The sequence below is a fragment of the Staphylococcus sp. SUC_1.2 genome (assembly GCF_026222585.1).
Genome location: NZ_JANJPM010000001.1, coordinates 1 through 13168 on the forward strand (window position 1 = coordinate 1; position 13168 = coordinate 13168).

General features: G+C 30.1%; 12 protein-coding genes and 1 riboswitch. Of the genes, 2 read left to right on the forward strand and 10 right to left on the reverse strand.

Features of this window, described 5'->3' with window-relative positions:
• Together rpsA and cmk are read right to left on the reverse strand one after the other, a co-directional pair.
• Window positions 1-1179, reverse strand: a complete 1179-nt coding sequence (rpsA, locus tag NR218_RS00005) for a 30S ribosomal protein S1 (protein ID WP_049336186.1) — start codon at window positions 1177-1179, stop codon at window positions 1-3.
• A gap of 309 nt (window positions 1180-1488) precedes the next feature.
• The gene (cmk, locus tag NR218_RS00010) at window positions 1489-2145 is read right to left on the reverse strand and encodes a (d)CMP kinase (RefSeq protein WP_019835232.1); all 657 of its coding nucleotides are present in this window, start codon (window positions 2143-2145) and stop codon (window positions 1489-1491) included.
• 75 nt (window positions 2146-2220) lie between these two features.
• On the opposite strand from cmk, the gene NR218_RS00015 reads away from it, so the two are divergent.
• A complete protein-coding gene (locus tag NR218_RS00015; protein ID WP_019835231.1) occupies window positions 2221-3189 on the forward strand; it encodes an asparaginase in 969 nt (322 codons plus the stop codon).
• A gap of 62 nt (window positions 3190-3251) precedes the next feature.
• On the opposite strand, the gene ypdA is transcribed toward NR218_RS00015, so the two are convergent.
• From ypdA to NR218_RS00035, 4 genes are all read right to left on the reverse strand, one after another.
• Window positions 3252-4238, reverse strand: coding sequence for a bacillithiol disulfide reductase YpdA (gene ypdA, locus NR218_RS00020; protein ID WP_019835230.1), 987 nt, complete (start codon window positions 4236-4238; stop codon window positions 3252-3254).
• Between the two features lie 150 nt (window positions 4239-4388).
• On the reverse strand, window positions 4389-5864 hold the full coding sequence (ebpS, locus tag NR218_RS00025; protein WP_019835229.1) for an elastin-binding protein EbpS: 1476 nt from the start codon (window positions 5862-5864) through the stop codon (window positions 4389-4391).
• 146 nt (window positions 5865-6010) lie between these two features.
• The gene (locus tag NR218_RS00030; RefSeq protein ID WP_019835228.1) at window positions 6011-7390 is read right to left on the reverse strand and encodes a RecQ family ATP-dependent DNA helicase; all 1380 of its coding nucleotides are present in this window, start codon (window positions 7388-7390) and stop codon (window positions 6011-6013) included.
• On the reverse strand, window positions 7371-8336 hold the full coding sequence (locus NR218_RS00035) for a helix-turn-helix domain-containing protein (protein WP_002455317.1): 966 nt from the start codon (window positions 8334-8336) through the stop codon (window positions 7371-7373). The genes NR218_RS00030 and NR218_RS00035 overlap by 20 nt, the downstream gene beginning before the upstream one ends.
• Before the next feature lie 96 nt (window positions 8337-8432).
• Between NR218_RS00035 and NR218_RS00040 the strand changes: the two genes are divergently transcribed.
• Window positions 8433-8681, forward strand: coding sequence for a ferredoxin (locus NR218_RS00040; protein WP_002449743.1), 249 nt, complete (start codon window positions 8433-8435; stop codon window positions 8679-8681).
• A gap of 83 nt (window positions 8682-8764) precedes the next feature.
• Here the strand turns inward: NR218_RS00040 and NR218_RS00045 are convergent, their stop codons facing one another.
• From NR218_RS00045 to NR218_RS00060, 4 genes are all read right to left on the reverse strand, one after another.
• Window positions 8765-9310: an ECF transporter S component gene (locus NR218_RS00045; protein ID WP_002449844.1), complete on the reverse strand. Its 546-nt coding sequence runs from the start codon at window positions 9308-9310 to the stop codon at window positions 8765-8767.
• A 64-nt stretch (window positions 9311-9374) separates the two neighbouring features.
• Window positions 9375-9502, reverse strand: a riboswitch (FMN riboswitch).
• Window positions 9503-9747: 245 nt separating this feature from the next.
• The gene (locus tag NR218_RS00050; protein WP_270671344.1) at window positions 9748-11514 is read right to left on the reverse strand and encodes an ATP-binding protein; all 1767 of its coding nucleotides are present in this window, start codon (window positions 11512-11514) and stop codon (window positions 9748-9750) included.
• The gene (locus NR218_RS00055; protein WP_002449874.1) at window positions 11498-12223 is read right to left on the reverse strand and encodes a response regulator; all 726 of its coding nucleotides are present in this window, start codon (window positions 12221-12223) and stop codon (window positions 11498-11500) included. Before NR218_RS00055 ends, NR218_RS00050 begins: the two co-directional genes overlap by 17 nt.
• Window positions 12224-12430: 207 nt before the next feature.
• The gene (locus NR218_RS00060) at window positions 12431-13168 is read right to left on the reverse strand and encodes a pseudouridine synthase (protein ID WP_017176278.1); all 738 of its coding nucleotides are present in this window, start codon (window positions 13166-13168) and stop codon (window positions 12431-12433) included.

Sequence of the window (13168 nt, forward strand, 5' to 3'; positions counted from 1 at the left end):
TTAGAATTTTAAGTTTTTAAATTTATCACCAAAAACGTCACCTAAAGTTGGATTGTCTTCATCTGTTTCATTAGATAAATATGATTGAGTTGTAGCTTCGTCACTTTCAATCACATCTTCATTTGGTAATGTAGCTTTAATAGATAAAGAAATACGCTCATTTTCTTCATCAATACCTAAAATTTTAACGCTCACTTGTTGTCCTGGTTCTAACACTTCACTTGGTGTACCAATATGTTTATGAGCAATTTCTGAAATGTGTACAAGTCCTTGAACACCAGGAGCAATTTCCACAAAAGCGCCAAAGTTAGCCAAGCGAATTACTTTACCTTCGATAACGTCGTTTTCGTGGAATTTACCTTTAATATTTTCGAATGGAGTTGGTAAAGTATCTTTAATAGATAAAGAAATACGTTCAGAATCTTTTTCAACAGATTTAACTTTAACGTCCACTTCTTGTCCAACGCTTACCACGTCTTCAGGAGATTGAACATGCTCATGTGATAATTCTGATACGTGAACTAATCCATCAACGCCACCAATATCTACAAAAGCACCAAAGTTAGTAAGACGAGCAACTTTCCCTTTGATAACGTCTCCTTCATTAAGTGAATCTAATAACGATGCTTTTTTAACGTCATTTTCAGCTTGTTCAACTGCTTTACGGCTTAAAATGACTCTATTATTTTCAGGATCTAATTCTTCTACTTTAAGACGAATGGTTTGTCCTTCAAATACAGAGAAATCTTCAATGAAATCAGTTGAAATGAGTGACGCAGGAACGAATCCTCTTTGGCCCACATCCACAACTAAGCCACCTTTAACTACTTCAGTAACTTTAGCTTCGATTACTTCGTCATTATCAAGCTTTTCTTGTAAATATTCATATGATTTTTCGGTTTCAAGTTGACGTTTTGATAAAATGTAAGCGCCTGATTCATTTTCTTCGTCAATTTCAATTTTGGTTACATATGCTTCAATTTCATCACCCTCTGAAATAATCTCACTTGGATTTTCAATGTGATGAGTTGAAAGTTGGCTAATTGGAATAATTCCATTATATTTAGCCCCATCAATATGAACTACTACTTGTTTATCTTCAACTTGTTGAACTTTTCCAGTGACTTTGTCACCTTCTTTAATATCATTAATCATTGATTCATTGAATTCTTCAGTCATCATGTTTGCCTCCTTATACACTACATAACTATAACATCTTATAAACACGAGGAATTGTCAAGAAATACCCCTTTAGTTTCATAAGTTTTTAAAAAATATATCATTTTTTAAAATTATTTAATATTAAGCAATAGAAAAATATATTTATTAATATCGATGAAAATCGAAACTTATGATTGAATATAAGACTAAGAAAATTTATTGTTTATATTTTCATAATTAATTATATATAACTAAAATAGCTATTTAAAATAATTCGCTTATACTTTAGTCATTTGACGAATTAAATTAAATAGCTATGTATGAAAATTACAGATTCTCTACTAACTTTAATATTTCTTCAGTTACGTCTTCTATAGTTTTACTCGTTGTATCCACTGTTATAGCATCTTCCGCTTTTCTTAAAGGTGAAATATCACGATTCATATCGTAATGATCTCTTTCTTCAATCTCTTTTTTTAATTGATTTAAAGTGGAAGGAATGCCACGTAATTCATTCTCTTTTTGTCTTCTTTCCGCTCTTTCATCTACAGAGGCAATCATATATACTTTTAACTCAGCATCTGGAAGAACGATGGTACCAATATCTCTACCGTCCATAACAATTCCTTTTTTTATTGCTAATTCTTTTTGTTTTTGTACGGCGTAGGTGCGTACAGGTTCTTTTGATGCAACATATGAAACATGTTGTGTGACATCATTTTCTCTTAAATAGTCTGTCACATCCTCGTTATCTAAAATAATTCGTTGGCCTTTTGATGGATTGTAAGTTAATTCTAAAGAAGTATGATTAATTAAATTTTGAAAATCTTCAGGAGCATCTTGCTTTAAATATTTATACGTTATTGCACGATACATTGCACCAGTATCGACATAAATCATTGATAATTTACTAGCTACTTGTCTTGCAATTGTACTTTTCCCAGCAGCAGCAGGACCATCTAATGCAATATTAATTGGATTCATAACATTTTTCCTTTCTTGTTGTTTTATCTGTATTATTTTATCATAAATATATATTTTAAAAATAGGAGGAGTTTAATGAAAAAGATACTTGTTATTCATACAGGTGGAACAATTAGTATGTCTCAAAATCAACTCAATCAGGTCGTTACAAATGATATCAATCCTATTTCATTGCATAAAAACATCATAGATCAATATGCAAATGTATATGAAATAAGTCCCTTTAATGTGCCATCACCACATATCACACTTTCTCATGTCATAAAGTTAAAAGATATTATTATGAAGGAATTTTCTAAGAATCATTATGATGGATGTGTGATTACACATGGCACAGATACGTTAGAAGAAACAGCTTATTTGCTCGATTTAACAATCGATATAAGTCAACCTATTGTTATAACAGGTGCAATGCGTTCATCAAACGAGATTGGTTCAGATGGGCTATATAACTTTATCTCAGCAATTAGAGTTGCAACTTCATTAGAAGCTTCTGATAAAGGCGTGATGATCGTATTTAATGACGAAATACATACTGCGAGAAATGTTACTAAAACACATACCTCGAATATCAATACCTTTCAGAGTCCTAATCAAGGCCCTTTAGGTATCTTAACTAAAGATCGTGTTCAATTTTATAATCGTCCATATCGACAAAAAGTATTTCCAAGAATAGATGAAAGTTTAAATGTGCCATTAATTAAAGCGTATATGGGAATGACTAAGGATGTTTTAGAATTTTATGCTCAACAAAACGTTCAAGGTATAATTATTGAAGCGTTAGGCCAAGGTAACTTACCTCCAAGTTGTTTGAAAGGTATTGAATCATGTGTCAAAAAAGATATTCCTATCGTACTCGTGTCTCGCTCATTTAATGGCATTGTAAGTCCAGTATATGATTATGAAGGTGGAGGTTTTCGATTAGCTGAAGAGGGTCTTATTTTTTCTAACGGATTAAATGGCCCTAAAGCAAGATTAAAACTTTTAATTGGTTTAAGTAACCATATGAATCATAAGGAATTGAAAGAATACTTTGAAACTTAAAAAAGAGAGAAACAATGATGATGCACTCATTGTTTCTCTCTTTTAATTAAAATAAATGAAATTTAACTTTCTAGTGGAGTTTGTTTTTTTCTTAAAATACTTTGAGCGATAATGCCACCATGATATTTACCGTTTTCAATGAAAATTGAATTATTATCATTACCAGCTGCTATAACACCAGCAATATAACAGTTTTCCACATTTGTTTCATACGTTTCTTTATTATAAATTGGAGCTGTTCCAAATTCATTAGTATGAATATCTATACCAATAGATTGTAAAAACTCATAGTCTGGATGATAACCAATCATTGCAAAAACAAAGTCATTTGGTATTGTTACTGTTTCACCATTTTTTTCATAAGTTACTGAATGTTGAGTGATTTCAGTAACATTTGCATCAAATTCCATATCGATTTTTTCATGGTTAACTAAAGATTCAAAGTTTGGCAAAATCCAAGGTTTAATTGCTGCTGAATATCGATCTCCACGATACAATACAGTCACATTTGCCCCAGCCTTTTCCAATTCCAAAGCTGCATCTACTGCAGAATTCTTACCTCCAATAACCACGACATCTTGATTGAAGTATGGATGTGCTTCTTTAAAGTAATGTTTAACCTTAGATAAATCCGCACCTTTAACATCTAAAGTATTATGTTGACCATAATAACCAGTCGCAACTGTTAAAAATTTACATTCATACACGTCTTTAGTTGTTGTAATTGTAAATTTATTTCCAATTTTTTTAACTGTTAATACTTCCTCAAAAGGATGTACATTCAACTGATGAAATCTTACTACTTCTCTATAATAGACAAGTGCTTGGTTACGACGAGGTTTACTTTCCTCTACAATAAATGGCACATCTCCAATACTTAATTTATCGCTAGAAGAGAAAAAAGTTTGATGCGTAGGATAATGATAAATGGCATCTACAATGTTACCTTTTTCAATTACTAGTGTTTCTATGCCTTTTTTCTTTTGCTCAATTGCTGCACTTAAACCACATGGGCCTCCACCAATAATAATACTTTCAATTGTTTGCATGTTTAATGGCCTCCTTTAATCACTAACATATTATATCAGTTTACAGATATATTTCTAAATAAAAATATTTACATTGTTATTTACTTATCTTCAAATGAACATAAAAAAGATACACCATTTTAGGTGTACCTTTTTTAATACATTCAGATATTATTGAGGAATAACTAATTTTTGACCATTTACAATATTATTACTAGTTAAGCCGTTAGCTCGTTTTAATTTATTTACATTTTCAACTGTACCTTCACCATAGTATTGAATTGCAATACGATATAAATTATCATTACCAGATACTACGTGAGTTTGTTGGCCAGCACTATTACTTGATTGTGTGCTATTTTGAGTTGATTGAGAATTTGAGTTATTGTCTGAACTTGATGAATTGTTATATACATTTGATTTATTGTTATCATTTTCAGATGTTGCACTTTCAGTAGAATTTTTATCATTATTATTGTTTGATGTACTGTTTTCTGTTGTAGCTACTTCATTTGACTCATTACTATCTTTTTTAGTGCTATTATCTGATTCGCTTGATTTATCTTCTTTTGTTGCTACTTTTTCATTTGATTGGTCTTTTTCATTTGTAGCTTTGTCTTTAGCGTTATCTTTGTTCTCAGTTTGTTCTGTTTTATTATCTGCAGTGTTATTGTTTTTTTCTTTATGGTCATTGTTAAGATACATGCCAATAAAAATAGCTAGAGCAGCTAAAATAAGTAATAAAGCTATGAGTGGAAGTAAAATTCCCATTAAACCACGTTTTTTATTACCGTTATGTGCTTGGAAACCATCATTATCTTCGTATTCACGATGTTTATCAGCATCATGATGATTTAGATTGTTATGTTCATCATGTTGTTTATGTTTAGAAGCGGCAGCACCAGCAGCACCTGCTCCAGCTGTGCCAGCACCAACTGCAGCAGCTTTTTTGCCTTTATTACCTTTTTTTCTGTGATGTTTATTATCTAGTTCATTATTATCTTCGCTGTTATGTTGAACGCTTCTATTTTCATTATCTCTATAATTTTCATCATCATGACGATTATTTTTACGTTTTTTATTACGTGATGCTTTTGCTCCAACAGCTCCTGTAGCAGCAGCTCCTCCAGCAATTGTTGCGTCTTTTCCGATTTTTGAATGATGAGCTTCATGTCTATCGTTATCTTGATCAAAATCACGATGACGACGATGATCACTATTCATTCTATCATCACTATTATCATCATTTTCATAACTATCGTCCTCAAGACGATGATTAGAATGACGATTATGTTCATCATAACGCTCATCTACATCGGAACGTTGATTATTCTCATCATTCTCGTGATTATGATGAGAATTATTATCGTTATGTACTTTGTCAAATGTCTCCTCATCATAACGGTCATCTAATGAACCTTCTTCATAATCATTAACCTGATCATTAAATTTTTTGTTACGACTAGAAGATTGGTTTCTTCTTCTTTGTCGTCTTTGTGCATTTCTTGGTGGAAACTGTTGATCGGTTTCATTGTTAAAATTGTCTATTTCATCGTTAGTTTCATTATTTACACGATCGAATTGATCGTTTGAATCTATCGATTGTCGATTTTTTTCAAAATCATCCTTAAAATTATCTCTAGACATAGTCAACATCCTCTCTTTTTCTTATTTTAATTGTCACATTATTTATACCCAAGTAATGCATAAATATGTATCATTTTTAAATTTCTTATAAATCACTATGTAATTTAATTATATCCTGTATAAAATATTTTAGTAAAGTAAAGTCACTAAACTCTAAATAAATTTTTAATTTTTTCATTGAAAGTAAATTGTCTTTTAACTTTTTTTCTGTTGTAACACTCAATTTTACTTAAATCTGAATCATTGTCACAACATTCATTAGGTTGATTAGGAGATTCTCCAAAAAATTCCAATAAAAATTTTCTTCTACATTGATCTATACGAGTATAACCTATAATTCTTTGATAACCAGCTTGTTTACGTATATATGAGGTTTTAAAAATGTGTTTCAATTCTTTAAATGTATAATTTTGGTGTAATACTGTTAAAATTTCTTCTTTATTAGGTGGAAGGAATGCGCCTAGCTCAAAAGTTTCGACATCTTCTGTTACGATAGCATCATTAAATAGTAACGTCTCTAGAATATAAGCATCGTCTGGTTGATATAGACTAATCGCTTGACTTTGTTTTCCATCTCTCCCAGCTCTTCCAATTTCTTGTAAATAATTTGAAGGACTAGATGATAAATGAAAATGAATCACAGTCCGAATGTCTTTTTTATTAACCCCCATTCCAAAAGCACTAGTAGCTACAATAACTGGAATAAAATTATTAATAAATTGATTTTGAACAGTTTGACGTTCTTGATAAGTTAAATCCCCATGATAAATACCAGTTAAATATCCATGTTGATAAATGAGTTTTGCGAGTTGTAAGCATATTTTCTTAGATGATACATAAATAATTGTGGGACCTGAAGATTCAATAAATTTCAATAACCATTCTATTTTTTCGTCGTCATCCTTGAAATTAAAATGTGATAACGAAATATTTTTACGATTCATAGTAGTTTGTATAGTGTTTAATTTAACTTTTAAAATATGTTCTAAATCACTTGTTAAATGTGGCGGTGCAGTAGCAGTTAATGCTAAAATAGTCGCTAATTTAAAATGATGAGTGATTTGACCGATAAGTGCGTAATGCGGTCTGAAATCATATCCCCATTCTGATAAGCAATGCGCTTCATCTAATACTACTAAACCAAATGGGATGTTTTTAATTAAATTGAAATGATGAGATTGAAGAATAAATTCAGGACTTAGAAATATAAAACGACTTTGATTTAATAAATTGATATTTTCCTTCTTTTCTTGTTCATCCATACCTGAATGAATACATACAACCTTTCGTTCACCTTGAGATTTAAGTTGTATCACTTGATCGTCCATTAAAGAAATTAGCGGTGAAATAATAAGAGTAGGTTTTTGTTGCATATAAGTTGGAAATTGGTAACACAGACTTTTCCCACTACCTGTTGGCAAAACACCAAGTGTATGATTGCCTTGTAACACACTTTCTATAACTTCTTTCTGACCTGGGTGAAAACTTTCATGTCCAAACCATTGTTTAAGATTGTTCTCTAACATTGATTTCACCTCTTTCTATCCCAACAATCATGAGTTTAATTTCAAAGTATGATAAATGGTCAAACTCTTGTTTATATATTTTTAATCTTTCTCCTTTATGCTCTGTATAGTATTGAGTAAATTGAAAAACATCTTTTTTCTCTACGTAATTTTCGTAATTTTTCTCATAGCCTTTAATAAATAATTCTAAAATATGATCTTCTATTGTATTGAGTTTAACATTCTGTGCAATTGCAATTTCATTTAAACTCAAACCTTGATGAAGATATTGTTGAGTAATAGATGTTTTATTTAATAATGATGAAAGAATAATACATTCAGACAATATAGGATAACGTTGTTTATTTTCAATTTCACTTCCTAAGGTGACTAAATTATTCAATTCTAATGTATATAATTTTGAAATAGAAATATTCTCAATCAAACTTACCTGTTGTCTTGTATACATAGGCTCATCATAACCATGCAAATAATAATGAAGGTAGCACTTATTATTATTATTTAAACTGATTGCTTGAAATAAATCAGTCACTTCATTTTCAAAATCTTTTATTAAATCATTTTTAATAATAGTTCCATAAATCTTTTTAACTTTATTTTGAATAATAACTTGTTGGTTCATTGGTACGAATTTAAGTTGATGATGGAGATATTGAGATATCGTCTGAATTAATAATTGAATACATTTAAAAGTATTATTAAGACTGTCATAAGTGAACCGAGGATGCACCTTGATATTTAATTCTTTTATATCATTTTTATTCAAAAGTCGTTCAAATGTCTGATATTTTAATTTAGGTAAACTATGATATAATGATAAAAGTTGTTGAGAGCTCGCATCAAAAAACGTTTGATGTGACTTTTTTCCACTTAAAATATTATATATACTTTTATTAGTTTTATAATTGAATGAGTGATGTTTAACATAACTAATCATTTCTTGCATGAGTGAACTCCTCTTTTATAGAACTTTTATATCTAGAATATAATAAAATTATTTATTATGACTAGTGTAGCATTTTTATCAAAGGAGGCGAATAAAATGGCAAAGTACACAATCGTTGATATGGATACATGTATTGCTTGTGGTGCTTGTGGCGCTGCTGCACCAGATATTTACGATTATGATGACGAAGGTATTGCTTTCGTAATCCTTGACGATAATCAAGGTACTGCAGAAGTACCAGAAGAATTATATGAAGATATGGAAGATGCTCTTGAAGGCTGTCCAACTGATTCAATTAAAATTGAAGAAGAGCCTTTTGATGGAGATGCCTTAAAATTTGAATAAATCTGTAAATAAAATTGTATTACCATAATTATAATATAAAACCTCCAATGATTCCTACTTAGAAGTCATCGGAGGTTTTAATTTTATTTCAATACTTTTTTTAAACGGCGATATAGCAAGATAAAAATGATCGATATGACACATCCTTTAATAATATTAAAAGGAATAATACCAGATAAAATGATTACTTTTAAATTAGTAAACACATCACCAAGATTAAATATCATACCATATAAAGGTAGTAAGACAAAATAATTTAAAATACTTAAAACGATAGTCATTGCAATAGTACCGGCAACTAATCCTATAATTAGTGAACGACGAGATGAATATTGTTTACGATGACTAACAAAATAAGCTGTTAGTAAAAAACTAGCTCCAGCTAAAAAATTTGCCACAGGCCCAACAGGATCGCCAATATTAAATAAGAAATTTAATATATTTTTAATTAATGCTACAAGAAGACCAGATAAAGGACCAAAAATAAAAGTAGCTAATAAAGTCGGTACATCACTAAAATCTAATGTTAAGTATGGAGGCAAAAATGGTAACGGAAATTTCAAAAATGTTAATATGAATGCAATTGCACTCAACATACTTATGGTAATTAAACGTTTATTTTGTTGCATATTCAGTTTTCTCCTTCCATTCATCTTACTAAGAATTGGAGGATACGTTTACACAACAAAAAACCTCCACCTTCTCCCATCCAGACTATACTGTCGGCTTCAGATTTACACTGAATCAGCCACTTTTATTGAAGCGGGTCGCAGGCTCAAATTACTGCCGGTTGGGAATTACACCCTACCCCGAAGATGAATTATTGAATTTATCATTTAAAATTTATATTACACGAATAAATCTTTCATTGCAATGTGTCTGTTTATTTATAAAAATGAGAGATATGTTTCATCAGTTTCATCGACTGATTTTAAATTAATATGACATGAAATATTATATTTAAAAAACTATAGATATAAAAATGCTCTTCAAAGTTTTATCTTTAACTTTGAAGAACATAATCTCAAAAAATTTGGATATTTAATCCTATTTTGTTGAAAGTTAATTATTTAGAATCTATAGAAGGTTTAGGTAATTTAATAATAAAGGTTGTGCCTTTATTCACTGTACTTTCTACAGAAATAATTCCGCCATGCTCTTGAATAATCATCTTACTAATAAATAATCCTAAACCAGTTCCTTGTTTACCCCTAGTTCTAGAAGCTTCTACTTTATAAAAACGATCAAATACATGATCAAGATGTTCAAGAGCAATACCGCTACCTGTGTCGTTTATATTTAAAATTTGATACTGACTATCTTTATTAGCAGTAATCGTAATTGAATCTCCAGGGTGTGTATAGCGTGTTGCATTATCAATTAAGTTTGTGAGTACTTGATCAATTCGATCAGCATCGTAATTCCATAAATCATCTTCATTAATATTTGGTAACAAGTCTATGTTTAGTTCTAAATCTTGTGCTTGTTGACGGTATTTAAGTTGTATTTTGCGTAATAATGGCATTATGGGCTGTATTTCTTTATTAATGGTTAATCCTTCCGCATCCATTCTTGCAACATTTAAAAGCTCGTTGACAAGGCGATTAAGTCGTTTTGTTTCATCTAATACAATTGATAGTGATTCTTTGATTTCGTTAGGTTCTGTTACAATGCCATCAACTATCGATTCAGTATAACCTTGTAATAACGAAATCGGTGTACGGAGTTCATGGGATACGTTTGCGATAAAATCTTTTTTCATTTGATCAAGATTATGTTCATTTGTCATATCTCTTATGATGATTACAATTCCACTACGACCATCTTGTTGAATACGATCAATATAACTCATTATAAATACATAATACTTAGAGTTTATTGCATATTCATTAAACTCTGTGCCTTTTGAATGAAAAGTGGCATTAATTTGATTTTTAATTTCTGAATAAATAGATTCATCAATTGTCGGTAGTATTTGGTCTGCCATTTTGTTAGATAAAATAATTTCACTTTTATCATTTAAACCCACTACACCTTCAATCATAGAATTAAATAAACGATCACGAATATTTTTTTGAGTAGATAAAGCTTCAATGTGTTCTTGAATTTTATGACTCATATTATTAAAAGTATAAGAAAGTTCACCAATTTCATCTTTTGTATTTACTGTTGTTTTTTGAGAGTAATCTCCATTTGATACATTGATTGCCTGTGTACTTAATTTTCTAAGTGGTTTAGTGATACGATTAGATAAAAAGAACGCAAAAATCGTTGAAACAATAAAAAATACAATAGCAGTAATTAAAATAATAATGGTAATTGCATTATTAGTATCTTCAATTGTTTTTAAATCTTGATATATAAATACGCCACTAAACTTAGCATGTTTACGATCTTGAGATTGCATCGGGTATCCTAAAAGAATATAAGAATGAGAGGCCCCTTTTTCACTTATTGTGACATTTTGTGTGGCAGATTTCCCTGTATTAAATACTTTATTAAAGTTGTCGTTGTTTTGAATTTCTTTTAACATTCTTTTTTTAATCAGATTATAAGATTTTTCTGCTGACATATTTTTATTAGACATAATAATAACGCCACCTGTACCATCAATTAATGCCTGACTATGTTGTATGGCAAGTGACTTGTTATCAGCTTTTTCAACAAGATGACTAATCCTTGAAGCATCTTCTCTTATAGCATTTTCTGTTTGTTGGGTGTAATAATATTGAATAAATGTAATTAATGCTGCACTTAATAAAATTAAAACTGTCGTTACTATAAATATTATAGTTAACCACAGTTTTATAACAACACTATTTAGACGATTCATCATTTGTATTGACCTCAAATTTGTAACCGACACCCCAAACGGTTTGAATCATATGTGCTGCTTCTTCAGAAACTCGATTTAATTTTTCTCTTAATCGTTTAACATGTGTGTCTACAGTTCTTAAATCACCATAAAATTCATAATGCCAAACTTCTTTTAATAGTTGTTCACGATCAAATACTTTATTAGGTGTTTTTGCTAAGTATATTAATAACTCATATTCTTTTGGAGTTAAATTCACTTGTTGTTGATCCGCTAATACACGATGCGCATCATTATCGATAATAAGATGATTAAACTCAATGACATCTCTTGCATGTGGTTCGCTTTGTTCTGGTTTAGATGTTTGAGTTCTACGTAGTAATGCTTTCACTCTTAATACGACTTCTCGGGGAGAGAAAGGCTTCACTATATAATCATCTGCACCTGATTCGAACCCTTCCACACGATTAGTTTCTTCGCCCTTAGCTGTAAGCATAATAATAGGCGTATCTTTATGCTCACGTAATTTTGACGACATTTCAATACCATCCATTTCAGGCAACATTAAATCTAAAAGAATGCACGCATAGTCATTTTCCATAGCAAGTTCATATGCTTCTTTACCATCACTTGCTTCATGGATAGTAAACGATTCTCTTTCTAAGTAAAGTTTTAATAATCTTCTGATTCTATCTTCATCGTCTACAATTAATATTTCATTCGTCATTACAATATACCTCCTACACATGCGCTATACCGTTTTAATTATAGCATATTCACTATATTAAAGCTTTCTATTCAATTGACTTTGTGAAAAAAATATCAAAATATCTTTTTTAATGTAGAACCTATGATTTATTATTACAGTGAATAAATAAAAAAAGAATACACATTGTAATTGAGAAAATACTTTGTATTGTTAAGTTATTTCGAATTAATTACCATTTTCAGCCATATGTCTTAATATTTTCACCTCATGAGGTGTTAATACTCTACCTTCACCTGCATTTAATCCTTTTAAATTAAGATTTCCAAATTCGATTCGTATTAATTTATCGACGGTGTGATTAAAATGTTCGAACATACGTCTAACTTGTCTATTTCTACCTTCGCTAATAGTTATTTCAACCAGTGTCGTATTTTTTTCTTTATTTTGATTTTTTATTTTAACTTGAGCAGGTTGTGTAAAACCATCCTCTAATTCAATTCCTTGTTCTAATGCTTTAACTTCTTCTCTCATTAAATACCCTTTTAATTTTGCAACATATTTTTTTTGAATATGATATCTGGGATGAGTCATTAGATTAGTAAATTCACCATCATTTGTAAGTAATAATAACCCTGAAGTATCATAGTCTAATCGTCCAACTGGATAAATTCTTGCTTCTAAATCTTTAAAATAATCTGTTACAACCGTTCTACCTCTATCATCTGAAACACTAGTAATAACTTGCGTTGGTTTATAGAAAAGAATATAAATTTTATCTTCTTGCTCAATTTTAATTCCTTCAACTTCAACAGTGTCTGAAGATTTAACTTTCGTTCCAAGTTCTGTAACTACTTGACCATTTACTTTCACTTTACCTTCAGTGATTAAAGTTTCTGCCTTTCTTCGAGAGGTATATCCACTGTTAGCAATTCGTTTTTGAAGTCTTTCTAAATCTTTATTCAT

Coding starts and splice junctions, on each gene's coding strand:
- rpsA (WP_049336186.1), bottom strand. CDS start 1,179: ATGACTGAAGAATTCAATGAATCAATGATTAATGATATTAAAGAAGGT.
- cmk (WP_019835232.1), bottom strand. CDS start 2,145: ATGAATCCAATTAATATTGCATTAGATGGTCCTGCTGCTGCTGGGAAA.
- NR218_RS00015 (WP_019835231.1), top strand. CDS start 2,221: ATGAAAAAGATACTTGTTATTCATACAGGTGGAACAATTAGTATGTCT.
- ypdA (WP_019835230.1), bottom strand. CDS start 4,238: ATGCAAACAATTGAAAGTATTATTATTGGTGGAGGCCCATGTGGTTTA.
- ebpS (WP_019835229.1), bottom strand. CDS start 5,864: ATGTCTAGAGATAATTTTAAGGATGATTTTGAAAAAAATCGACAATCG.
- NR218_RS00030 (WP_019835228.1), bottom strand. CDS start 7,390: ATGTTAGAGAACAATCTTAAACAATGGTTTGGACATGAAAGTTTTCAC.
- NR218_RS00035 (WP_002455317.1), bottom strand. CDS start 8,336: ATGCAAGAAATGATTAGTTATGTTAAACATCACTCATTCAATTATAAA.
- NR218_RS00040 (WP_002449743.1), top strand. CDS start 8,433: ATGGCAAAGTACACAATCGTTGATATGGATACATGTATTGCTTGTGGT.
- NR218_RS00045 (WP_002449844.1), bottom strand. CDS start 9,310: ATGCAACAAAATAAACGTTTAATTACCATAAGTATGTTGAGTGCAATT.
- NR218_RS00050 (WP_270671344.1), bottom strand. CDS start 11,514: ATGAATCGTCTAAATAGTGTTGTTATAAAACTGTGGTTAACTATAATA.
- NR218_RS00055 (WP_002449874.1), bottom strand. CDS start 12,223: ATGACGAATGAAATATTAATTGTAGACGATGAAGATAGAATCAGAAGA.
- NR218_RS00060 (WP_017176278.1), bottom strand. CDS start 13,168: ATGAATAAAGATTTAGAAAGACTTCAAAAACGAATTGCTAACAGTGGA.